We start from the raw sequence: 25293 nt of genomic DNA, 5'->3' as shown, positions 1-25293 counted from the left end.
ATGAAAATGAAAGACTTTCTAAATGACTTTAAAGCATTTGCTTTCAAAGGCAATATGATGGACCTAGCTATTGGTATGATTATTGGTGCTGCTTTCACAGCATTGGTTAATTCTGTTGTAAACAACCTATTCATGCCTATTCTCAGTGTATTCACAGGTGGTATTGATTTTAGTAATTTGTACTTGCCATTGAGCACAGGTTCTAAAGATGCATTCATGTCTGGTGCTGATATTGCTACAGCTCGTGCAGCTGGATCTGTATTGCCATATGGTACATTTATTACTGATTTGATTCAATTCTTGATTTTGGCATTTGTTGTATTCTTGATGGTTCGTGGTTTGGCTAAAATGATGAAATCTGCGAAAGAAGAGGAAGTTGCAGAAGCACCTGCAACGAAAGAATGTCAATTCTGTAAATCTGAAATCAATATCAATGCAGTTAAATGCCCTAACTGTACTGCAGATTTGAACTAGTTCAAATTTAAATTATACATAAAAGGAGTGAGGTTTTGACCTTACTCCTTTTTGTTGTATTACGTTAGCTTTCTAGTATAAAATATAATTATAATATATAGAATTTTTTAGGGAGGGATATACATGGAAAAGAAACCTCTAGTAGTAGTAAATGGACTGGTTCGCAAAGATGCGATTGCATATTTAAAAGAGCATGTAGATGTGCGCCAATGGACTGAAAAAACAGTGATGCCTCGTGAGGTACTGAAGGAATGGCTCATTGATGCGGATGGTTTGTGGTGTGTACGACCTTTAGATGTAGATGGTGATCTTGTAAAGAATGCGCCAAATTTAAAGGTTATAGCACAAGCGGCCGTAGGTTATGATAATGTAAATATTGATGAACTAACAGTGGCAGGTATTCCTTATGGCAATACGCCAGGTGTTCTCAATGAAACGGTAGCAGAACTTGCATTTACGTTGATTGCCACGGCTAGTCGTCGTATTATAGAAAATGCTAACTTTGTAAAAGACGGTCGTTGGGCTCAAAGACCTTCTAATATTAAAGGTTTTGATTTAAGTCGTCGCACTCTTGGTATCATTGGCATGGGGGCTATCGGCGTATCCATTTCTCGACGTGCCCGTGCGTTTGGTATGACTGTTGTGTATCATAATCGTAATCAACGTTTGGATGATAAGATTCATAAGACTACTTATATGGAGTTAGATGATTTATTAGCCATTAGTGATGTAGTATGCGTTATGGCTCCATTGACAGATGAAACATATCATATGTGTGATGAAGCGTTTTTCAAGAAGATGAAGAATACAGCTTTATTTGTTAATGTTGGTCGTGGACCTATCGTAGATACTGATGCACTTATCAATGCTCTTAAAACGGGTGAAATCGATTATGCTGCCCTCGATGTAACGGATCCAGAACCATTACCAGCGGATCATCCATTGTTAGATGTAGAAAACTGCCTTATTGTACCGCATATTGGCTCTTACACAGATAGAACTCGTTATGACATGTCTATTTTGACAGCGGATAATATTATTGCCGGCGTTCATAAGAAACCTTTAAAAACATGTGTAAATGAAGAAGTAAATTATAAGAAACCTCAAATGGATGTAGAGTCTGCGCTAGAAGAGCTTAAAAAGGCTGGCGTTGATTTAACTGATTTCGACTAAAAGTGGAAGACATTAAAAGATATGCGGTTTTATACAAAATATGGTAAAATAAAAGAATATTTTTCCTATGGAGGTAAGAACGTTGGAACATAAAGACATTGAAAAAGATGTAGCTCCTGAAGAAGTTGTATCTGTTAACTTTATTGAAGCTATTATCAACAAAGATAACGAAACTGGCAAATACGGTGGCCGTGTATTGACTCGCTTTCCACCAGAACCAAATGGTTACTTGCATATTGGACATGCTAAATCTATTTGCCTCAACTTTGGTATTGGTAAACAATACAATGGCTTAACAAATCTTCGCTTTGATGATACAAATCCTGTAAAAGAAGATGTCGAATATGTAAACTCCATCATGGAAGACGTTAAATGGCTTGGATTTGATTGGAATGAACAACCACGCTATGCATCTGATTATTTTGACCAAATGTATGAGTATGCTAAGAAATTAATCACCCTTGGCAAGGCTTATGTAGATGATCAAAGTGCAGATGAAATTAAACAAAATCGCGGCGATTTCTCTACTCCTGGTGTCAATAGTCCATACCGTGAGCGTAGTGTAGAAGAAAACTTGGCACTCTTCGAAGAAATGAAGGCTGGCAAGTATAAAGATGGGGAAAAGGTATTGCGTGCAAAAATCGATATGGCGCATCCTAATATCGTAATGCGTGATCCTGTTATTTATCGTATTGTAAATACAGAGCATCATAATACGGGTAATGAGTGGAAAATTTACCCTATGTATGATTTTGCCCATCCTATTGAAGATGCTATTGAACGCATTACGCATTCTATTTGTACATTGGAATTTGAAGTTCACCGGCCATTATATGATTGGGTGTTAGAGGAATGGGATGATACTGAAATTCCTCAACAAATTGAGTTTGCTCGCTTGAATGTAACTAAAATGGTTATGTCCAAACGTAAATTGGGTGCTCTTGTTGAGGCAGGCCTTGTAGCTGGTTGGGATGATCCCCGTATGCCGACAATTTCAGGTTTGCGCCGCCGTGGTTATACACCGGAATCTATTCGTGATTTCTGTGATCGCATTGGTGTAGCGAAGGCGGATAGCGTTGTTGATATTGCTTTGCTTGAGTTCTGTATCCGTGAAGATTTGAAACTCAAAGCTACACGCCCTATGGTAGTTATTGATCCTGTGAAAGTTGTTATTACGAACTATCCAGAAGGTCAAACTGAACTTTGCACAGTTGAAAACAATCCAGAAAATGAAGAGTTGGGTAACCGTGAAGTTGTATTCGGTCGTGAAATCTACATTGAACGCAATGACTTTATGGAAGAACCAGTTAAGAAATTTTTCCGCTTGGCACCAGGTAAAGAAGTACGCTTAAAAGGTGCATACTTCATTACATGTACTGATGTTATTAAAGATGAAAATGGCAATATTACAGAAATACACTGTACATATGATCCAGAAACTAAGAGTGGTAGCGGTTGCACTCGTAAGGTAAAAGGGACATTGCACTGGGTTGAAGCATCTACTGCAGTAGATATTGAATCTCGCTTATATGATTATTTACTTAAAGAAGATTCGGATGGTAAAGACTTCTTGGGCGATTTCAACCATGACTCCTTACAAGTATTCCATAGTAAAGGGGAAGCATGTCTTGCTAATACTGTACCAGGTGATCATTTCCAATTCTTGCGTCAAGGTTACTTTGTAACTGATAAAGACAGTACTTCAGACCATATTGTGATGAACCGTATTGTTGGTTTACGCGATAGTTGGGCTAAGGCACAAAAGAAATAATATAACGCTTATTTTATATTACTATAATGTTAAAGAACCGCTCCTTGGTGGGCGGTTCTTTAACACTGGGTTATTACTATAAATACTTTAATGACAATAGATATTTAGAATAGCCTAAGCCATTGTTTGGCTTTAATCTCTAGATGTTGTATTGCTAGCTTATTATATTAAAGCTTTGATGAGGAAAAACATGAAGAAATTAGTATTACTTGCTATGGCAGCGGCTGTGTTGGCATCTGTGCCAGCTACTGGTTCTGCAGCAAATATCAAGTCCATTTTAAATAGAAGTCAAACTGTAACATATCAAGGTGTTAAATTGCCTGAAGGTGTTACTATGTATCAAAACAATCCTAAAGCATTATTTGCAGGGGAAGGGAAACAAGACGTTAAATCTGTACTTCTTGAAGCAGGTGTATCTTCTGCAGATGTATATACATTAAATATTAAAACAGAAAACGAAATGCGATATGCTGTTTATGCTAATGTTGTATTAGGTAAACAATTATCTGGTCGTATGAGTGAAGCAAAACATATGAATACAGATTCTTCCTCAATTGGTGCATTGGCCGCTGCTATTAACAAGGGTGAGAGCCCTGCGCTTGGCACTTTTACGGTAATAAATCCATTAGTAAAACAAGGCAATGCCTATGAAGGTACATTGAAATATAAAAGTGTAGCTAATAATAATTCTTATAATGAGATATTACATATTAGTATTTCTGAAGATAAATATACAGGACCAAATGCTCATTTAATCGCTGTTGATGAAGCTAATGATAGTGTTGTATTCCCTAAAGTTAAAGGTTTATTACATACCAAATAATAAATAATTATTGAAAATATATATCAATTATTCTTGACAATTTTTCTCATCAAGAGTACTATGAGCCTATAGGAATTATTCTCATTAGAGGTAATTCTAACGATGTGCAACAGGCAGGTACTATTATGATGAATTCAATTGACCATATCATTGGATATCATTGTGCACCGGCAATTCGAGGTATTAAGCTATCGAACTTGGTTTCTATTCCACGGGACATGAATGAACAAATCCAATTTGTATTGATAGAGTATAATAAAGCGTTCAATGAAAAAGGATTGTTCTTCTTTGAATTATGTCGTTGTAAAGCGCGAAGACTATTATTGGTATTCCGTGAGAAGCAATTAAGAGACTATGTACGCCAACCTGCGGTGATGTTATTTTTGAAAGCCTACGGTTATCATGATCAAATGAGCATTATGGAGATGCTTGAACATCTTAGATATCGTATGGAAGTAAGCATTGAGTTTCCACATGAAATCGGCATTTTTTTAGGTTACCCATTAAAGGATGTGAAATGTTTTATTTCTTATCGTGGTGGAGGATACCGAATGTGCGGAGAGTGGAAGGTTTACCATGATGTGGTAAATGCGCAACGCTCTTTCTTGTGTTACAAAGCATGTCGTGAATTTTGTCAAACTCAATTGATGTTGGGAAAAACATTTAGTTCATTGGTCGCAAGAACGGCCTAGGAGGTACAAGATGATTGGTGTAATTTTTTGGTCCGGTACAGGCAATACAGAACGCATGGCTTATGAAGTAGCTGAAGGTATTAAAGCTGCAGGTCAAGAAGTTGAAGTAAAATCCGTTTCTGAAGTATCTGTTGATGAAGCAGCAGCTTATGAAAAATTAGCTCTTGGCTGTGCTGATATGGGTGCAGAACAATTAGAAGAAGGCGAATTTGAACCATTCTACACTGAACTAGAAGGCAAGTTGAGTGGTAAAAAAATAGCGATCTTTGGCTCCTATGGTTGGGGTGGCACTTGGTTGGAAGACTGGGGCACTCGAATTAAAGATGCTGGTGGCGAATTAGTGGCTGATGGCGTAGCAATCTTGGGCGAACCTGATGATGATGGTAATGCACAATGCCAAGAATTAGGTAAAACATTAGCAAATGCTTAATTTGATTTCAACTACTAAATAAATACTAATAGTTAATAATAAAAAGGCTGTAATGACGATAAGTCGTTATTACAGCCTTTTTTGTATGTATTTATGATTGATAGGATGAAGCATAGGTCATTAAAAATTTTAATATCATTAAGTAAATGTGATGAAAATCATAATATTTATTTATCTTTATCTCTATTCGTGTATATAAGCGTATAATTATAAATAACTTTAATGCATAATTATATTGCATTTTTGTACACATAGTCCTATAATTTAGTTAAAGAACCTAACAAAAATTTAGGTTAATACAAAAATAGTTAGGGTTAATTTTATATTAGCTATTAATCGGGCTGGCGTAATTTAAATTGGAAAGGTTAATTAATGACATTGGAAGAGGGGTTATTTCAATGAGTACATTAGAGCGAATAAAAGTCATAGCCCATGGATTAGCGGCGCAATTTGGCCCATCCTGTGAAGTATTGATTCATGATTTAAAAGGGGATATCAATTCGTCTCTTGTATATATTGAGAATGGAACTATAACTAATCGACATGTTGGTGATGGTCCATCGCATGTGGTTTTAGATGTGCTGAGTCATGACGATGGTAGCGAGGGTAGATTTGGTTATCTCACAAAAACTAAAGATGGCCGAATATTAAAATCTTCTACCATGTATATTCGTGATGATACAGGTCGTATAGCATACTTGTTGGGGATTAACCAAGATATAACAGAGTTTGTTTTGATGCATCGACTTTTGGATAGTCTGGTCAATACAGGTCAGGAAGATGCAGGATCTGTTGAAAAAATTACGACAAGTGTATCGGAGCTATTAGATGATTTATTACTAGATATAGAACGTATAGTTGGTAAACCAGGACCATTGATGAATAAGGTGGAACGCTTAAAAGCTATAACCTACTTAAACGAAAAAGGGGCTTTTCTTATCTCGAAGTCTTCTGAGAAGATAGCAGAGTATTTTAATATTTCTAAGTTTACTCTTTATAGTGATTTAAATACTATAAAGGAAGAATCCTAGGAGGCAAATATGGAACGAATTCAGTGGAAGCGTAATACGATGGCACCATCAAGTGGCAAGTTTTTGTCCGTTATGGATGTTAGAGAGGTTAAGAAAGCTAAAGCGTTTCATGAAAGTTTTCCACAATATAGCATTACTCCACTTGTATCGCTTAAGAATTTAGCGTCTTATATCGGTGTTGATGCACTCTTTGTAAAAGATGAATCTTACCGATTTGGCCTTAATGCATTTAAGGTATTAGGCGGTTCCTATGCGATGGCAAAATATGTGGCGCAACAAACTGGTAAAGCTGTTGAGGATGTACCATATGATGTATTAACATCTGCAAAATTAAAAGAAGAGTTTGGTCAAGCTACATTCTTTACTGCAACTGATGGTAACCACGGTCGCGGTGTAGCATGGGCAGCCAATAAATTAGGTCAAAAATCTGTAGTATTTATGCCAAAGGGCTCTACAGAATACCGCAGAAAACAAATCGAAAATGAAGGCGCTACCGTAACAATCGAAGACTTCAATTACGATGAGTGTGTACGCTTAGCAACTAAAAAGTCTAAAGAAGTTCCTAACGGTGTTGTAGTTCAAGATACTGCATGGGAAGGTTATGAAGAAATTCCAAACTGGATTATGCAAGGCTATGGCACAATGGCTATGGAAACAGCAAATCAATTAGAAGCTGATAATTGTAAAGTTCCTACACATGTATTTGTACAAGCTGGTGTAGGTTCCCTTGCCGGTTCTGTAGTGGGTTACTTCACTAATCTATACAGCAATGTGGCTAAAAAACCTAAATTAGTGGTTGTAGAAGCGGCAGCAGCAGCTTGTTTATACAAAGGAGCTGTAGCTGATGATGGTAAACCTCGTATCGTAGAAGGTGATTTAGAAACAATCATGGCAGGTTTAGCTTGTGGTGAACCGAACACGGTTTCTTGGGATATTTTAAGAAATCATGCAGATGTATTCGTTTCTGCGCCTGACTGGGTGGCACGTTTAGGCATGCGCGTTGGTGGTGCACCAATTAAAGGCGATACTCCAATTACTACTGGTGAGTCTGGTGCAGTTCCATTAGGTCTTGTAATGGCAATTATGACGATGCCGGAATATGAAGACTTACGAAAAGAGTTAGAATTAGATGCGTCTTCAAAGGTACTCTGTTTCTCCACTGAAGGTGATACGGATCCTGAAAGATATAAAAACATTATGTGGTATGGTGAAGATCGTTAGGAGGCATTAATTATGGATTTACAAGCAATTAAACAAGCAGCGGCAACTTATGGCCCAGCGATGACAAAGTTTTTACGTGAGATCGTAGCATTTCCAGGAGAAAGTGCTGAAGAAAATGATCATGTAAAACGTATAGAACAAGAAATGAAAAACCTAGGATTCGATGAAGTTGAAGTAGATCCTATGGGGAATATTCTCGGATATATGGGCACAGGGAAAACTCTCATTGCTTTTGATGGACATATTGATACAGTTGGTATTGGCAATCGTGACAATTGGGATTTTGATCCATATGATGGTTTCGAAGACGAAACTAAAATTGGTGGCCGTGGCGTATCTGATCAATTGGGTGGTATTGTATCCGCTGTATACGGCGCTAAGATCATGAAAGATTTAGGCCTTCTTAACGACAAATATCGCGTACTTGTTGTAGGTACAGTTCAAGAGGAAGATTGCGATGGTCTTTGCTGGGAATACATGATTAAAGAACGCAATATCCGTCCTGAATTCGTAGTATCCACTGAGCCAACTGATGGCGGTATCTACCGCGGTCAACGTGGTCGCATGGAAATCCGCGTAGACGTACAAGGCGTATCTTGCCATGGTTCTGCGCCGGAACGCGGTGACAACGCTATCTATAAAATGGCAGATATTCTTCAAGACATTCGTGATTTGAATGCTAATTCTGCCGATGAAAGCACAGCAATTAAAGGTCTTGTTAAAATGCTTGACCCTAAATTCAACCCTGACCATTACGAAGAAGCTCGCTTCTTAGGTCGCGGTACAGTAACTACTTCCCAAATTTTCTATACTTCTCCAAGCCGTTGTGCAGTAGCTGACTCCTGTGCTATTTCCTTGGATCGTCGTATGACTGCTGGTGAAACTTGGCAAAGTTGTTTGGCAGAAATCGAAGCGTTGCCACATGTTAAAGAATATGGTGCGAAAGTATCCATGTACGAATATGCTCGTCCATCTTGGACTGGTTTAACCTATCCAATCGAATGCTACTTCCCAACATGGGTAATTCCTAAAGATCATAAAGTAACAGAAGCTTTGGAAGAAGCATACACTAGCTTATATGGCAATGAACGTATTGGTGCAGAAGATACAGTTGAAATGCGTAAAGCTCGCCCATTAACTGATAAATGGACATTCTCCACAAATGGTGTATCTATCATGGGCCGTAATGGCATTCCATGCATTGGCTTCGGTCCTGGTGCAGAAGCACAAGCACATGCACCTAACGAAATTACATGGAAACAAGATCTTGTAACATGTGCTGCTGTATATGCATTATTACCATCCGTATATTGCAAAAATTAATATCACATACATTGAATTAGATTTAATATAAACGGAATAACTGGAAAATAGTTGATATTTAGAATTTCATATAGTGCCTCACTATTTGATGAGGCATCGTATAAAGTTAGATCCTAAGTAGCCCTTTAGGGAATTGAAAGAGAGGACTTACAGATGACAGACTTCAATAAAAGTATTGAAACTTTACAAAAATTAGACGTTAGTAAAATGTACGGCGAAGATTTCTTCTTAACTTGGGAAAAATCTGATGATGAATTGCAAGGTGTATGGGCAGTAGCTGATGCATTACGTGCTCTTAGAGAACGCAATATCTCTACTAAAGTATTTGACAGCGGTCTTGGCATTTCTTTATTCCGTGATAACTCTACAAGAACACGCTTCTCCTTTGCTTCCGCTTGTAATTTGCTAGGTCTTGAAGTTCAAGATTTAGACGAAGGCAAATCTCAAATCGCTCACGGTGAAACAGTTCGTGAAACAGCTAATATGATTTCCTTTATGGCAGATGTTATCGGTATTCGTGATGATATGTATATCGGTAAAGGTAATGCTTATATGCATCAAGTTTCCGATGCAGTTAAAGAAGGTCATGAAGATGGTGTATTAGAGCAACGCCCAACACTTGTAAATCTACAATGTGATATCGACCATCCTACACAAATCATGGCTGATACAGCTCATATCATCAAAGAATTTGGCGGTGTAGAAAACCTTAAAGGTAAAAAGATTGCTATGACGTGGGCGTACTCTCCATCCTATGGTAAACCTTTATCCGTACCTCAAGGTGCTATTGGTTTATTCACTCGTTTAGGTATGGAAGTTGTATTAGCCCATCCAGAAGGCTACGAAGTAATGCCGGAAGTTGAAGAAATCGCTAAGAAACAAGCTGAAGCTAGCGGCGGTTCATTCCGTAGAACTAACGACATGAAAGATGCTTTCAAAGATGCAGACATCGTATATCCTAAGAGCTGGGCTCCATTCGGTGCAATGGAAAAACGTACAAAACTGTATGGTGAAAATGATCATGAAGGTATTAAAGCCTTAGAAAAAGTTCTTCTTGAAGAAAATGGTAAACATAAAGATTGGGCATGTACGGAAGAGATGATGAGTCTCACAAAGGACGGCAAAGCTCTTTACTTACATTGCTTACCAGCAGATATTACAGGTGTAAGTTGTGAAGAAGGCGAAGTAGATGCAACAGTATTTGATCGCTACCGCATACCTCTTTATAAGGAAGCAAGCTACAAACCATATGTTATTGCAGCTATGATTTTCCTTAGCAAATTTAAAAATCCTGTAGAAACCTTAAAAGAATTAGAACGGAAGGGAACCGAACGAGTTCAACCGTAAAGTAAAGTTTAGGGGCCATCCGTATTGATGGCTCCTTTTATTCTTAATAGTTTGTTATGAGGCATAACATGAAAAAGAGAGTTGTAGTAGCACTAGGGGGGAATGCATTAGGCAATTCCTTACCAGAACAGAAAATTGCAGTAAAAAGTACAGCTAAAACAATCATTGATTTAGTAGAAGCTGATTGTGACGTAGTGGTAACACATGGTAATGGACCTCAAATTGGTATGATCAACAATGCGATGGCTGCATTGACTCGTGAAGTAGAAGGTCAACCAAACACTCCATTATCTGTATGTGTAGCAATGAGCCAAGCTTATATTGGTTATGACTTACAAAATGCTCTTCACGAAGAGCTCTTAAATCGTGGTATTAAAGATTTGCCAACAATGACTATGGTTACACAAGTACTTGTTGATCAAAATGACCCAGCTTTTCAAAATCCTACAAAACCAATTGGTCATTTTATGACTCAGGAAGAAGCTGAATACGCAGAAAAGAATTACGATTATGTGGTAAAAGAAGATGCGGGTCGTGGTTATCGTCGTGTGGTGGCATCTCCAGCACCAAAAGAAATCATTGAACTAGAAGCAATTAAAGGTTTAGTAGGTAAACAATTAATTGTTGCTTGTGGCGGGGGAGGTATCCCAGTAACTAAAGAAGGCAATGAACTTCATGGTGCAGCTGCTGTTATCGATAAAGACTGGACTAGTAGTTTATTGGCCCAAGAAATTGATGCTGATGTTCTCGTTATTTTAACAGCTGTTGAAAAGGTTGCTATTAACTTTGGTAAAGAAAATGAAAAATGGCTTGATGAAATAACCGTTACACAAGCTAAAGAATATGTATCAGCTGGTGAGTTTGCAGAAGGCTCGATGAAACCAAAGGTAGAAGCCGCTATAGCATTTGCAGAATCCAAAAAAGGCCGTGTCTCAATTATCACATTATTAGAGAAATCTAAAGATGGTATAGCAGGAAAAACAGGCACACGTATCGTATTATAATAATATATAAGTTTATAAGTATGCATTTCAACGAATCGTTGAGGAGGTGCCCACATGATTATATTAGGAAAAGGTACTGTTATTACTCGCGACGCTGATAGACCTATCATTTATGATGGTGCTGTTGCTATCGACGGGACTCAAATTGTTGATATTGGTAAATATGATGAATTATGCAAAGCTTATGCAAACGCAGAAATTATTGATGCTCATGGTGGCCTAATTATGCCAGGTTTCATTAATGCACATCATCATATTTACTCCGCTCTTGCACGAGGCTTATCGTTGCCAGGTCCAGCACCGACTAACTTCGGTGAAATCTTGGAAGGACTTTGGTTCTACTTAGATAATAAATTGACGGCTCCAGATGTAAAAGCAAGTGCATTACTTACGTATTTAGGCTGTATCGAAAATGGTGTAACTACTATTTTTGACCACCATGCAAGTTATGGTGAAGTTCCTAACAGCTTATCCATCATTGCAGATGTAGCTAAACAATTCGGCGTTCGCTCATGTTTATGCTATGAAGTATCCGACCGCAATGGCGTAGACCAAATGAAAGCCGCTGTTGCAGAAAACGTACGTTTTGGTAAAGAAGCAAAACAAGATCCATCCAGACTGGCGGCGATGATGGGCTTGCATGCATCTTTCACATTGAGCACGGAAACATTAGATTATGTGAAAGCTCATAATGAGGATCAGTTGGGATATCATGTTCATGTTGCAGAAGGTCCTGAAGATGTGGCAGATAGTAAAGAAAAGTATGGCATGACACCTGTTAGACGTCTCGTAGAGGCAGGTATTTTAGGCCCTAAGAGTATCGCTGGTCACTGTGTACACGTAACTGACGAAGATGTGGCATTATTGAAAAAATCTCAAGCTAAGGTCGTACATAACCCAGAAAGTAACATGGGTAATGCAGTAGGCACGACAGATATCTTGAAACTATTAGATGCAGGAATCACTGTTGGTCTTGGTACAGATGGTTATACAAATGATATGCTCGAATCTTATAAAGTAGCGAATTGTCTTGTGAAACATGAGCAACATAAACCATATGTAGGCTGGGGAGAAGTACCTTATATGCTATTTGAAAACAACCGCAAAATGGCTAATGAATTCTTCGATACTACGGTAGGCATCCTTAAAAAAGGTGCCGCAGCTGACGTAATTGTTCTTGATTACGCAGCACCAACACCACTTGATGAAAACAACATCAATGGTCACTTACTATTCGGTGCTAATGGTATGTATGTGGTAACAACTATTAGTGATGGTGTACCACGCATGATTGATCGTAAATTACAAGGCATTGATAAAGCTGAAGTAATGGACGAAGTTTTAGCAACATCTAAAGGTTTATGGAAACGACTAAACCCATAACGCAAGCGCTTTAAAGGAGTGTGACATTATGAGTGACATTATGTATCCGGTAAGTTTCGGAAATTTGATGAACCACATTATGACTGAGTACAAGATGTACAATCGCATTTACAATGTAAATAAAATTCATCGTACGAATCATGATCAACGCTTATCTATCTTTGGTAAATCCATTGAAAATCCTGTAGGTCCAGCAGCTGGCCCTAATACACAGTTGGCACAAAATATTGTGGCATCTTATGTAGCGGGTGCTCGTTGCATTGAATTAAAAACCGTACAAATCATGTACGGTGAAGAACTAGGCATTCCTAGACCTTGTATCTACTCTGTAGATGAAGCATATAATGTAGAATGGTCTTCTGAATATAGCTGTGATGAAGCTGCTGATGAATACATTAAAGCTTGGTTCGCATTAAAATTAATCTCTAAAGAATTAGGATTAGGCGATCCAGATGGATTCTTATTCATCATGAGTGTTGGCTACAACTTGGCTGGTATCAAGAGCCCTATGGTTGATAAATTCATCAACACAATGCGCAGTGCATCTCAATCTCCAATGTGGGATACTTGCAAACAATGGTGCCTTGACCACGTAGATGAATTTGAACATATCGATGCTGATTTCATCAACTCCATTGGTGATGAACTTTGTCAAGCAATCACATTGTCCACAATGCACGGTTGTCCAGCAGAAGAAATCGAATCCATTTGTTCTTATCTTATCAGTGAAAAGGGACTTCATTTATACTTGAAATGTAATCCTACATTGTTAGGTCCAAAACGCATTAGAGAATTATTGGATAACGCTGGCTTTGAATACATTGACTTTGAAGATCATCAGTTTGAAGTTGACCTTCAATTCGATAAAGCTGTTCCGATGTTAGAGCGTCTTATCGCTCTTGGTGAAAAACACAATAAGATTTTCGGTGTTAAATTGACAAATACATTCCCTGTACAAATTCACAACAATGAATTGCCAGGCGAGCAAATGTATATGTCTGGTAAATCCTTGTTACCTGTAACAATTGGTGTGGCTGAGCTCCTAAGTGCTCAATTCGGCGAACGTTTACCTATGTCTTATAGTGGTGGTGCTGTAAAACAAAATATCAAAGCTATCTTTGATTGTGGTATTTGGCCTGTAACAGTATGTACAATTCTTCTACAAGGTGAAGGTTACAATACTTTCAAAGGCTTAGCAGACGAAGTGGAATCTACTGATTACAATGCTGCTTTAAAAGTTCATAAAGAACTTATAGCTAAACTCGCTAAAGACATCGCTGAGAACAAAATTTTCAAGAAGAGCGATGCTATGAAGAAAAAACGCGAAGCAATGCCATCCTTCCCTGGTACACATAGCTCTGACTACCACTGTCGCGTAGTGTGTGGTGCTTGTGTTCGCGTATGTCCTAATAGATGTAATGAAGTCGTTACTGTAAATGATGCTAAATTGATCATCCATGTTGATCAAAGCTGTAATGAATGTGGTAACTGTGCGTGTCATTGCGTAGAACCTTGTCAACCATACAAGGATCGTATTACATTCTTCCACAATGCTGAAGCTTTAGCAGATAGTACAAATGATGGTTTCTACATCAAAGGCACTAGCTGTGGTTATCGCTTTAAAGGTGAAGAAGCCGTATGTGACATTGATGCATTACCTGAAGAATTGAAAGGAGTTGTACATGCCTTCTGTAAAGAGCATGTGTACTATGTATCATGATTATCATACAACAAGGGGAATTGGTCTTAACTGACAGAATCCTTACCGGAGATATATTAATTGATGGCGACAAAATTGTCGCCATTGATGAATACCTTTCTGTTCCAGAAGGGGCTAAAGTTCTTAATGCAAAAGGTTGCTATGTGTTCCCTGGATTTATTGATCCTCATACACACTTTCAAATGACAAATGCCTTGGCGTCTACTGCAGATGATTTTGATAGTGGTACAAAGGCTGCTATTCTTGGCGGCACTACTTCAATCATCAACTTTGCTTCTCCTGAGGATGGATCCCTTTGTAAAGGGTTAGAAGTTCATAAGGAGCGTGCCTTGGGGCATTGCTCCTGTGACTACAAATTCCATATGGAGCTTGTAGAAATGAATGAAGAGGTATCTCATGAAATACCAAAGGTTGTAGAAGCTGGTGTATCGTCCTTTAAAGTGTACTTAGCGTATGGCTTCCGTTTAACAGATCGAGAAATTTATGATGCTATTGAAGCTATAAAACCAACGGGTGCGCTTGTAGGGGCTCACTGTGAAAACGGTGATCTTATCGATGCCTTTGTAGCAGATAAACGTAAACGTGGTGAATTAGATGTAGACAATCATCCACTCACAAGACCGGCCATGATTGAATCGGAAGCGATTAAGCGATTTAGTACAATTGGTGCTGCATTAGAGTATCCCGTGCATATTGTGCATGTAAGTTCTAAAGAAGGCGTAGATGAAGTTCTACGTGAGCGGGCATTAGGACATCAAGTGACTTGTGAAACATGTCCACAGTATTTGGTGCTTGATGAATCACGATATAAATTACCTGATTTTGAAGGGGTTAAATATGTGATGAGTCCTCCACTTAGAACGATACAAGATCAAATGGCATTGAAGGATGCACTAGTAAATGGTGTATTCCAAACCATTGGTTCCGACCATTGTAGCTTTACCTTTAATGATCAAAAATTAAAGAGTCGGTATGACTTTACCCGAATTCCTGGAGGTATTCCTGGAGCCGAAGAACGGGGTATCATTGCTTATGATGTGTTGGTTAACCAATGCAATATGAGCGCTGTAGATTTTATGAAATTAGTTAGTGAAAACCCAGCAAAGTTATATGGCATGTATCCCAAGAAGGGCACATTAGCTGTAGGTAGTGATGGGGATATAACAATTGTAGATAAGCATATAGAACATGTGCTTTCAAAAGAGTCCGCCCATACAAAGGCTGACTATATACCTTACGAAGGAATATCTGTAACTGGCAAGGTTCGAGATGTTATCCTTAGAGGTCACCATGTGGTACAAGATGGATCCTTAACAGAATCATATCTTGGTGAATGTATTCCTTAATGAGAGGAGGGCTATATATGTACCGCTTTCAAGTGAATGGCACCCAATATGAGGCTCAAGAGGATCAGCGCTTAATTGATTTCTTGAGAGCTGATTTGAAGCTGACAGGCACCAAAGAAGGTTGTAGTGCTGGTGCTTGTGGTACGTGTACAGTAATTATAGACGGGAAAAAGGCAAAAGCTTGTGTTAGTAAATTATCCCAATTAGATGGCAAATCAATTGTAACGATTGAGGGATTAACTGATAGGGAAAAAGCTGTATACACCTATGCTTTTGGTGAATGCGGAGCGGTGCAGTGTGGTTTCTGTATACCAGGTATGATTATTAGTGCAAAAGTATTGATTGACGAAAATAATGACCCTACACCTGACGATGTTAAAAAGGCGATATTAGGTAATATTTGCCGTTGTACAGGCTATGTAAAAATTGAAGAGGGCATTATGTTAGCTGCAAAAATGTTCCGTGAGAATTTACCAGTTCCAGAAAAGGATACAAATGGTAATGTAGGCGCTCGTTTACACCGTGTAGATGCTGAGGAAAAAGCATTAGGTACTGGACAATATGCTGATGATATCTATATGGATGGCATGATTTATGCCAAAGCATTGCGTTCTAAATACCCACGAGCTAGAGTTGATCGTGTTGATGTATCTAAAGCTCTTGAACATCCAGCGTGTGTAACGGCATTGACCGCTAAGGATGTACCATTCAATAAGACTGGTCATTTAGTACCGGATTGGGATGTACTTATCGCCGAAGGTGATATTACACGTTATGTAGGCGATGCAATTGCATTGGTAGCAACTACTGAGAAGAAGTATCTAGATGAAGTATTGGCTTTAGTTGAAGTTGATTATACTGAATTAGAACCCATACTAGATCCATTGGAAGCGCTAAAACCAGATGCTCCTCAATTACATCCAGAGGGAAATGTATTGTCTCGTCAAACGTTATCTCGTGGCGATGTAGATAAGGCTATTGCAGAGGCTGCTTTTGTAGTAACAAATCATTATTCCACACCTCAAACCGACCATGCATTTATGGAACCAGAATGTGCCGTTGCATATCGTGAGGGAGACGAAATTCATCTGCATTCAGGTAGCCAAAATGTTTATGATGATCGGCGTGAAGTTGCTCGTATGCTTGGCATTCCAAATGAATCTGTAAAGGTTCATAGCATGCTCGTAGGTGGCGGTTTTGGTGGTAAAGAGGATATGACCGTACAGCATCATGCATCTCTCGTAGCTTGGCTTACAGGTAAACCAACTAAGGTTCTATTCTCTCGTCAAGAAAGTCTTAATATCCATACTAAACGTCATGCGATGGAAATGGATATTACAACAGCTTGTGATGCAGAAGGTAATCTGGTAGCAAGTAAGGTAAATATCATTTCTAATTGTGGCGCGTATGCATCTTTAGGAGGTCCTGTACTTCAACGTGCTGGTACCCATTCTTGTGGCCCTTATCACTTTGATAATTTTGCCTTTGATGGTGTATGTGTTTATACAAATACTGTTCCTGGTGGTGCATTTCGTGGGTTTGGCGTAACACAAACTATCTTTGGTCAAGAGCAAAATATTGATGAATTAGCTGCGTTGGTAGGCATGGATCCTTGGGAATTCCGCTATAAAAATGTTGTGCGCCCTGGTGACTCATTACCAAATGGCCAAATTTGTTCCAAAGAAACCGCTTTAGTAGAATGTTTGGAAGCTGTAAAAGATGCATATTATGCCTCTGATCGTACTGGTCTTGCGGTATGTTTGAAAAATAGTGGTATTGGTGTAGGACTACCTGATACGGGTCGCGTTATTTTAGAAGTACGTGATGGTAAAGTTCGTATTCGTACGGGTGCTGCTTGTATTGGTCAAGGCATGGCTACTATGGCAACACAAGTACTTTGTGAAACAACAGGCTTAACGGCGGATAAAGTATTTGTAGAACGTCCTGATACAGTACGCACACCAGATTCTGGTACAACTACTGCATCTCGTCAAACGCTCTTTACCGGTGAAGCAACGCGCAAAGCAAGTCTTCGCTTAAAAGAAATGTTAGCTTCTAAAACATTAGAAGAACTGAATGGCGTAGAGATTTATGAAGAGTTCCTCGGTGAAACAGATCCATTTAATTCTGATAAATCGCATCCAAAAAATCACGTTGCCTATGGTTATGGTGCATGTGTAGCAACAATTGGTGAAGACAATAAGGTTGCTAATTTACATGTAGCATACGATGTAGGTCGTGTAGTGAACCCTCAATCCTGTACAGGTCAGGCCGAAGGTGGTGCCATTATGGGAATGGGTTATGCAGTTACAGAAGACTTCCCTTATAAAGAAGGGTATGTAACATCTAAATACGGTACGCTAGGACTTCTTAGAGCTACCCAATGTCCTCCAATTCATGTAAGTCTTATCGAAAAAGGGACACCAGAACAATATGCATACGGAGCTAAAGGTATTGGCGAAATTTCTAGCATTCCGATTGCACCGGCTATTGCAAATGCGTATCGTCGTATCGACGGAGAACCACGTAGGTCCTTGCCGATTAAACATACAGGTTATAAAAAATAGAATATTTGCTTAATGGTAGGGGCTTTTGCCCCTAGCCATCAAGGTTCCCACGTGAAGTCGATGAGATTTCTAAACTCTATCATGTACGATAGTATGACTATATTGTTTAACTAGTAACTAAAACGTAAGATATGAGGTGATTCTTATGAGTAAAGGTGCATCTGGTGTCGACCATGTAGATGGTATGCTGCCAATCCCGCAGTTATTCGCTTATGGTTTACAGCACGTTCTGGCTATGTATGCTGGGGCAGTAGCTGTACCAATTATTATTGCACAAGCTATGCATTTGCCAATTGAAGATTTAATTCGTTTGATTACAGCTGACTTATTTACATGTGGTGTAGCTACATTGATTCAAACATTAGGATTCGGATCAGTTGGCGGGCGTATTCCTCTTATTCAAGGTGTTACATTTGCTTCTGTAGGCCCTATGATTATGATTGGTCAACAGCATGATATCAATACGATTTACGGTGCGATTATCGTAGCTGGTCTCTTTACATTCCTTGTGGCACCATTTTTCAGTCGTTTGATTCGGCTATTCCCACCTGTAGTAACAGGTACTATCATTACTATTATTGGTATCAACTTGATGCCAGTAGCTGTTAACTGGATGGGGGGTGGCGTAGGCAATAAAAACTTTGGCGATCCACTATACATAGCTCTTGGTGTAGCTACATTTGTTCTCGTTATATTAACTTATCGATTTGGTAAAGGTTTCCTTGGTAATTTGGCAATCTTAGTTGGCCTTATTCTCGGTACAGCCTTAGCTATGATTGTTGGTATTACAGATTTTTCAGAGGTAGGACGTTCTCAATGGATTTCTGTTGTAACACCATTCTATTTTGGTCTTCCAACCTTTGACTTTGCTTCTATTGTATCTATGATTATTGTAATGCTCGTAGTTATGGTAGAAACAACTGGTGATAGTATTGCGGTAGGTGAAATTGTAGATAAACCTATTGGTCAAAATGAATTGGCTGCGGTACTTCGCGCGGATGGCTTGTCTACTATTATTGGTGGTATCCTTAATAGTTTTCCGTATACAGCATTTGCTCAAAACGTAGGTCTTATTGCTGTAACACGTGTTAAGAGTCGTTTCGTTGTAGCAGCATCTGGTGTAATTTTAATTTTATTAGGCCTTTTCCCTAAATTAGCCGCTATCGTAGCTTGTATTCCAAATGCTGTACTAGGGGGCGCAGGGATTGCTATGTTCGGCATGATTATCGCCAGTGGGATTCGTTCTCTTGGTAAAGTTAGTTTCGATGGTAACTATAACCTGATGCTAGTTGCCATTAGTATTGGGGTATCCATGATTCCTCTTGCAGCACCTCAATTCTATACACACTTTCCAGCATGGGCTCAAATTCTGTTGAAATCTGGTATCACAGCTGGTAGTATAGTAGCTGTTATTTTAAATGTAATGTTTAATGGTTTTGGTTATAAAACTGTTAACGAACCTAATCGTGCGACTCGTAAATATCGCCACTTCACACGATTCAAAGGTTATCCTAAACATTTCTACCAATAAGATATAGTTAGACGAGTTTACTCTCATGCGATTATATGTATTGTCTCTCACAGTAGAAACCTTGTTAGTATAGGTAAAACATCAATATATATGGTTTCGTTTGTTAAAAAGATCTCACTCTGATTTGGAGTGAGGTCTTTTTTTATGGAATCGTATACTACTTTGGTATATAATTAAATAATATTATTGCAAAGGAGACGCATTATGAAAGACGAGCGATTTATAGTTACATATAGAATAGAAGCGAGTACATATGAAGAAGCAAAATCAATTGCTTGGGCTGTTCAAGTGGAGCAAACTATAGAATTTCCTTATGAGTTTGTAACGGATCCATACATTAAAGAAACTATTACTGGTCGACTAGAATCTCTTGAACCTATAGTAGAAGACTCTCCTTATATCAATGTAGGTGTGATGCCAAATGCTGTAATTGACACCTCTCGTTACTATTTGGCTCGTATTTCATATCACGTAGATACCACGGCCTTAGAGGCTACACAATTTTTAAATGTTGTCTTTGGTAATTCTTCGTTACAGCCACATATTTGGGTAGTAGATATTGAACTATGTCCAACACTTTACGATGTGTTTAAGGGACCACAATTTGGCTTACAAGGAATTCGTCGATTAGTGGAAACCCCGACGCGTCCAATGATTCAAGCCGTTGTAAAGCCGATGGGCACACCGAATGTAGAATTGGCTCGTATGTGTGGCGCTTACACACGTGGTGGTGCAGATGTCATAAAGGATGATCATGGTATTTCTAATCAGTCCTTCTCTCAATATAAAGATCGTGTAAAACGATGTGCTGCTATGGTACAGGAAATGAATGCTGTACATGGTACACATACTTTATATGCTGTAAACGTATCAGGTGATGGTACAGATGTGTTAGAACGCGCTTATTTTGCCAAAGAGGCTGGTGCTACAGCTCTCATGGTGGCTGCAGGTCTCGTTGGTTTCGGTTGGTTACACAAATTAGCTACTGATGAAAACTTACGATTGCCCATTATTCATCATCCAGCTTATTCTGGTGGATTTGTAAGCCCTGGTGTATCTGGAGTAGCTGACTATTTACAACTAGGTTTATTACCTCGTATCTTTGGGGCTGATATGCCAATTTTCGTATCTTATGGTGGACGCTTTACTTTTACAGAGGAACAATGCAAGAGGATTTCCTCTTACATTAAACAGCCATTAGGTTTGATGAAAGCAGCTTGCCCGGCACCGGGTGGTGGTGTTACAGATGCTCGTCTTAATGAACTCGTTGAGCTGTACGGAAATGATACTATGTTCCTCGTTGGCGGTGACATGTTCCGTCGAGGATCAGATATTGAGGCTAATATGTCGTACTTTGTAGAGCGTTTGACTAAATTATCTGAAAGAACGTAATAATAGCTTAAATTTAAATGAGTTAATACAATATTTAACTAAATAACTAAGCTATTGACTTTTACAGAAATAATAGATTTATGATTAAGTATATGGAGTGTTTTGATGAGTGAATCATCACCGTTGGAGGTCCATGTCCTTGCCAGTGGTAGCAAGGGCAATTGTACAGTAATAAAAAAAGGGAACTCTGTCATATTGCATGATGTAGGCATTAGTTGCCGGCGCATTGTCAATGGGTTAAAAGAATTGCATATAGACATGGCTCAGGTGGAGGGCATATTCGTCAGTCATGAACATAGTGATCATATTGCGGGACTACAACAATTACTAAAACGATTTGATCTTCCTGTGTATACGAAGCAGGGCACATGGCGTGAAATTCAAGATAAGTTAATCGTACCGAAGAATCGATTGATTGAGCTTACAAAGGGCAGTTTAACGTTGGGCGGTCTCACCGTAGAGCCGTTTTCGGTAAGTCATGATGCGGCTGATCCAATTGGAATAAATGTGTTTGCTGGGAACGATAAGGCAACTGTTGTTACTGATACAGGTGTGATTTCAGATGATATTTTACGCAGGCTTGATGATACGACGCTGTTAGTGCTAGAGGCAAATTATGATCCGCATATGTTGCGTTTCGGACCCTATCAGCCGTTTTTAAAACAACGTGTGGCTAGTGATGAAGGTCATTTGAGTAATGAAATGGCTGCACAAGCTCTACTCATGATGAAGCGTCCTAATTTTATGCAAGTTATATTGGCTCATCGATCTGAAAATAATAATAATGCTGTCCTTGTTACTCAAACTATTGGTAAAATGCTTGTGGATGGTGGTGTTCGTATTGGACCTGAAATGAAGCTGCAACATGGTCAACCTAATGAAATCGTGTCCATCCAATCTGTGAAGAGGTAAAAATGAGATTTTATGTAGTCTGTATTGGTAAATTGAAGGATGCTTATTTACGTGAGGGTGTAGCAGAGTTTGTGAAACGTATGCGTCCCTATGGTGGTATTACAATTACAGAGCTGAATGAAAGTAAAATTGGAGATAAGCCGAGTGATGCGGATCGCAAACAAGTTGTTGCCGAAGAAGGAGACCGTTTATTAAAAGCGGTTCCTAAAAATGCGTATACCGTATTACTTGATGTGTATGGCAAAACGATGTCCTCTGAAGAACTCGCTAAGACGGTATCTAAACTTGAGGTGGATGGTGTGAGCGATATGGCCTTCATTATTGGCGGTGCCTTTGGGGTGAGTGATACATTACGTCAGACTGCAAATTATAAATTATCCTTTAGCCCTATGACTTTTACACATCAAATGGTTCGATTGTTACTTGTAGAGCAAATATATCGAGCATCAAAAATTAATCGCAATGAACCTTATCATTGGTAGAAGACGTAGATTTAAAAATTATTTGTATAATACTTTCAGAAAAAAGGAGTTTTATTATACTGTGGCGAATAGTATAATAAAGCAAGATGTATTTGTAAGGAGGAATTCACTATGAAAATCCAAGAAGTAATGAATAAATACCCTGTTACTGTTGGCAAAGATGCGCCGATTTCTGATGTAGCTGATTTATTGGTTAAATATAATTTAACAGCTGTGTCCGTAGTGGATGATGATAATAAGTTGTTAGGTATTATCTCTGAAGGTGATTTACTTTATAAAAAAGTACGTCCTCATGTGCCTCATTATGTTAATGTATTAGGCGCTAGCATCTATTACAATGGCATCGGTGAATACAATGCTCAATTTAAAAAATTATTGGCATCTCACGTTCATGAGTTGATGACTGATGAAGTAATTACAACCACACCGGATAAAGATGTAGAAGAAATTGTATCTGTTATGCTTGATCAACATTTGAAAAATGTGCCAGTTGTAGATAAAGAGTATCGTTTGATCGGGATTTTGTCTCGTCGGGACATTATCAAATTGATTGCTAAAGATAACTAATTAGCATAATTATGTAAAATATGTAAAGACCACCCGTTTTGGGGTGGTCTTTTAGTGTATATTGAGAAGAATTGCATTGACCTTGCATTTATGTTATTATTAGGAGTGCATAATATACTACAGAAATTTGGGCATATTGCCCTTCGAGGAGGACATATTTTAAATGAAAGCAACTGTAAATCCTGTTGATCAACACGTAGTAACGTTAACTATTGAAGTACCTGCAGCAGAAGTAGATAAAGGCATTAAACAAGCTGTAAAACGCATTGCAGGTCAAGTGAACATCCCTGGCTTCCGCAAAGGACATGCGCCTCGCCGTATTTTAGAAATGAACTTCGGTAAAGAAGCTATCTTGGAAGAAGCGTTTGAAGTATTGGCTAGCCAAAACTATAGTGCTGCACTTCGTGAAAATGATATCGTGCCTGTATCTGAACCTGAAATCGAACGCGAACAATTCGAAGAAGGCAAAGATTTGATTTTCAAAGCTACTGTAACTAAACGCCCTGAAGTTAAACTTGGCGATTACAAAGGCTTAGAAGCAGATAAACAAGATGCTACAGTATCTGATGAACAAATCGAAGAACAGTTGAACAATATTCGTGAACAACAAGCAAAAATGGTTGTTGCTGAAGAAGGCGCTACAATTCAAAAAGACGACTTTGCAGTAATCGACTTTGCTGGTTCCGTTGATGGTAAACCTTTTGATGGTGGTGAAGGTAAATCCTACCCATTACAGATCGGTTCTGGTAGCTTCATTCCTGGCTTCGAAGATCAATTGATTGGCGCTAAAGCTGGTGATGATGTAACTGTAAAAGTAACATTCCCTGAAGACTACTTCGTAGCAGAACTTGCTGGTAAAGAAGCAGAATTCAAAACTCATATCCATGATATTAAACGTAAAGAATTGCCTGAATTGAATGATGAATTTGCAAAAGAAGCAAGCTCTTACGAAACTATTGAAGAATTGAAAAAAGATCTTCGCACTAAAATGGAGGAAGAAGCTTCCCGTCGTGCAATCGATACTTACAATGCTGACTTGATTCAAACAGCTGTTAAAAATGCAACTGTAGAAATCCCAGAAGTAATGATTAAAGATCGCGTAGAACAAATGATTCAAGAATTGGCTATGAATATGGAAGGCCGTGGCTTGAAACTTGATGACTACTTGAAATTCTCCAATAAAACTATCGAAGATTTACGCTCTGAATACAAAGATTCCGCAGCTGAAAACGTACGCGCTGATTTAGTATTGGATGCTATTGCAACTGCTGAAGGTATCGAAGTAACTCCAGATGATATGAACCGTGAAATCTTCATTATGGCTCAAAACTTTGGGGCAGATCCTAAAGAAGTTTGGGATATTATTGCAAAAGAAGGTCGTGTAGCTATGTTGGCAGGCTCTGTAGCTCGCAAAAAAGCAGCTCGATTCATTATTGATAATGCAAAAGGCGCTGAAGCGGCTGAATAATAGTTTGCTCAACTAGGTACATGAAAAGGTGATTACATGTATGTACCAATCGTAGTTGAACAAGGTGAACGCGGAGAGCGTTCCTATGATATTTACTCTCGCTTGTTAAAGGATCGCATTATTTTCCTTGGTGGCCCCATCGATGATAATGTGGCAAATGCGGTTATTGCGCAAATGTTATTCCTGGAAGCAGAGGATCCTGATAAGGATATCCATTTGTACATCAATAGCCCTGGTGGTGTTGTAACCGCAGGTATGGCTATTTATGATACGATGCAATATATTAAACCAGATGTGTCTACTATTTGTGTAGGCTCTGCAGCGAGCATGGGTGCTGTGCTTTTAACAGCTGGCACTAAAGGTAAACGATATGCGTTACCTCATGCGCGCATCATGATTCACCAACCATTAGGTGGTGTACAAGGACAAGCATCTGAAATTGAAATCCATGCCCGTGAGATTCTTCGCATGCGTGAAGAGTTAAATGGTATCTTAGCTTCTCGCAGTGGACAAGATATTGAAGTAGTAGCTCGCGATACAGATCGCGATAACTTCATGAGTGCTCAGGATGCCGTTGAATACGGCTTAATTGATGAGGTGCTCACAAGAGAACCTGTAGAAAGCAAGTAATGGAGG

General features: G+C 38.8%; 22 protein-coding genes. All 22 read left to right on the top strand.

Features of this window, described 5'->3' with window-relative positions; genetic code table 11:
- Positions 1–6: 6 nt before the first annotated feature.
- Entirely contained in the window at positions 7–474 is a 468-nt protein-coding gene (mscL, locus tag HMPREF0874_RS03400) for a large conductance mechanosensitive channel protein MscL (RefSeq protein WP_039965058.1), read from the top strand.
- Positions 475–597: 123 nt separating this feature from the next.
- Complete coding sequence (locus tag HMPREF0874_RS03395; protein ID WP_008601465.1) at positions 598–1647, top strand: D-glycerate dehydrogenase; 1050 nt, start codon at positions 598–600, stop codon at positions 1645–1647.
- A gap of 82 nt (positions 1648–1729) precedes the next feature.
- On the top strand, positions 1730–3418 hold the full coding sequence (locus HMPREF0874_RS03390) for a glutamine--tRNA ligase/YqeY domain fusion protein (RefSeq protein ID WP_008601463.1): 1689 nt from the start codon (positions 1730–1732) through the stop codon (positions 3416–3418).
- A gap of 190 nt (positions 3419–3608) precedes the next feature.
- Positions 3609–4241: a hypothetical protein gene (locus HMPREF0874_RS03385; protein WP_039965057.1), complete on the top strand. Its 633-nt coding sequence runs from the start codon at positions 3609–3611 to the stop codon at positions 4239–4241.
- 104 nt (positions 4242–4345) lie between these two features.
- Positions 4346–4933: a DUF3793 family protein gene (locus HMPREF0874_RS03380; protein WP_008601461.1), complete on the top strand. Its 588-nt coding sequence runs from the start codon at positions 4346–4348 to the stop codon at positions 4931–4933.
- Between the two features lie 10 nt (positions 4934–4943).
- On the top strand, positions 4944–5363 hold the full coding sequence (locus tag HMPREF0874_RS03375) for a flavodoxin (RefSeq protein ID WP_004696544.1): 420 nt from the start codon (positions 4944–4946) through the stop codon (positions 5361–5363).
- A gap of 398 nt (positions 5364–5761) precedes the next feature.
- Complete coding sequence (locus HMPREF0874_RS03370) at positions 5762–6394, top strand: transcriptional regulator (protein WP_012864622.1); 633 nt, start codon at positions 5762–5764, stop codon at positions 6392–6394.
- A 9-nt stretch (positions 6395–6403) separates the two neighbouring features.
- Entirely contained in the window at positions 6404–7615 is a 1212-nt protein-coding gene (gene dpaL, locus HMPREF0874_RS10005) for a diaminopropionate ammonia-lyase (protein ID WP_008601459.1), read from the top strand.
- 12 nt (positions 7616–7627) lie between these two features.
- A complete protein-coding gene (locus tag HMPREF0874_RS10000) occupies positions 7628–8938 on the top strand; it encodes a YgeY family selenium metabolism-linked hydrolase (protein WP_008601458.1) in 1311 nt (436 codons plus the stop codon).
- A 153-nt stretch (positions 8939–9091) separates the two neighbouring features.
- The gene (gene ygeW, locus HMPREF0874_RS03355) at positions 9092–10285 is read left to right on the top strand and encodes a knotted carbamoyltransferase YgeW (RefSeq protein ID WP_004696537.1); all 1194 of its coding nucleotides are present in this window, start codon (positions 9092–9094) and stop codon (positions 10283–10285) included.
- 68 nt (positions 10286–10353) lie between these two features.
- A complete protein-coding gene (gene arcC / locus HMPREF0874_RS03350; RefSeq protein ID WP_004696535.1) occupies positions 10354–11289 on the top strand; it encodes a carbamate kinase in 936 nt (311 codons plus the stop codon).
- Positions 11290–11343: 54 nt separating this feature from the next.
- Positions 11344–12672 (top strand): putative aminohydrolase SsnA, encoded by a 1329-nt coding sequence (gene ssnA / locus HMPREF0874_RS03345; RefSeq protein ID WP_008601456.1) that lies wholly within the window; start codon positions 11344–11346, stop codon positions 12670–12672.
- A 28-nt stretch (positions 12673–12700) separates the two neighbouring features.
- A complete protein-coding gene (locus HMPREF0874_RS03340) occupies positions 12701–14392 on the top strand; it encodes a selenate reductase (protein WP_008601455.1) in 1692 nt (563 codons plus the stop codon).
- A complete protein-coding gene (gene hydA / locus HMPREF0874_RS03335) occupies positions 14389–15738 on the top strand; it encodes a dihydropyrimidinase (protein ID WP_008601454.1) in 1350 nt (449 codons plus the stop codon). The genes HMPREF0874_RS03340 and hydA overlap by 4 nt, the downstream gene beginning before the upstream one ends.
- A 17-nt stretch (positions 15739–15755) precedes the next feature.
- Positions 15756–18305 carry a selenium-dependent xanthine dehydrogenase gene (gene xdh / locus HMPREF0874_RS03330; protein WP_039965055.1) on the top strand — a complete coding sequence of 850 codons (2550 nt, stop codon included), beginning with the start codon at positions 15756–15758 and terminating at the stop codon, positions 18303–18305.
- A gap of 145 nt (positions 18306–18450) precedes the next feature.
- On the top strand, positions 18451–19836 hold the full coding sequence (locus tag HMPREF0874_RS03325; protein ID WP_021148373.1) for a nucleobase:cation symporter-2 family protein: 1386 nt from the start codon (positions 18451–18453) through the stop codon (positions 19834–19836).
- Between the two features lie 204 nt (positions 19837–20040).
- Complete coding sequence (locus tag HMPREF0874_RS03320) at positions 20041–21228, top strand: RuBisCO large subunit C-terminal-like domain-containing protein (RefSeq protein ID WP_008601451.1); 1188 nt, start codon at positions 20041–20043, stop codon at positions 21226–21228.
- A 105-nt stretch (positions 21229–21333) separates the two neighbouring features.
- Positions 21334–22140 carry an MBL fold metallo-hydrolase gene (locus HMPREF0874_RS03315; RefSeq protein ID WP_004698746.1) on the top strand — a complete coding sequence of 269 codons (807 nt, stop codon included), beginning with the start codon at positions 21334–21336 and terminating at the stop codon, positions 22138–22140.
- Positions 22141–22142: 2 nt separating this feature from the next.
- Positions 22143–22622: a 23S rRNA (pseudouridine(1915)-N(3))-methyltransferase RlmH gene (gene rlmH, locus HMPREF0874_RS03310; protein WP_008601450.1), complete on the top strand. Its 480-nt coding sequence runs from the start codon at positions 22143–22145 to the stop codon at positions 22620–22622.
- Between the two features lie 111 nt (positions 22623–22733).
- Complete coding sequence (locus HMPREF0874_RS03305; protein WP_004696521.1) at positions 22734–23189, top strand: CBS domain-containing protein; 456 nt, start codon at positions 22734–22736, stop codon at positions 23187–23189.
- Positions 23190–23352: 163 nt separating this feature from the next.
- The gene (gene tig, locus HMPREF0874_RS03300) at positions 23353–24657 is read left to right on the top strand and encodes a trigger factor (RefSeq protein WP_008601449.1); all 1305 of its coding nucleotides are present in this window, start codon (positions 23353–23355) and stop codon (positions 24655–24657) included.
- Between the two features lie 36 nt (positions 24658–24693).
- Positions 24694–25287 carry an ATP-dependent Clp endopeptidase proteolytic subunit ClpP gene (gene clpP / locus HMPREF0874_RS03295; RefSeq protein WP_004696517.1) on the top strand — a complete coding sequence of 198 codons (594 nt, stop codon included), beginning with the start codon at positions 24694–24696 and terminating at the stop codon, positions 25285–25287.
- The last annotated feature ends 6 nt before the right edge of the window (positions 25288–25293 follow it).

The organism is Veillonella sp. 6_1_27 (assembly GCF_000163735.1).
GTDB lineage: Bacteria > Bacillota > Negativicutes > Veillonellales > Veillonellaceae > Veillonella > Veillonella parvula_A.
The sequence above is the reverse complement of the archived record's forward strand: the minus strand, read 5'-3'. Positions and strand labels throughout refer to the sequence as shown.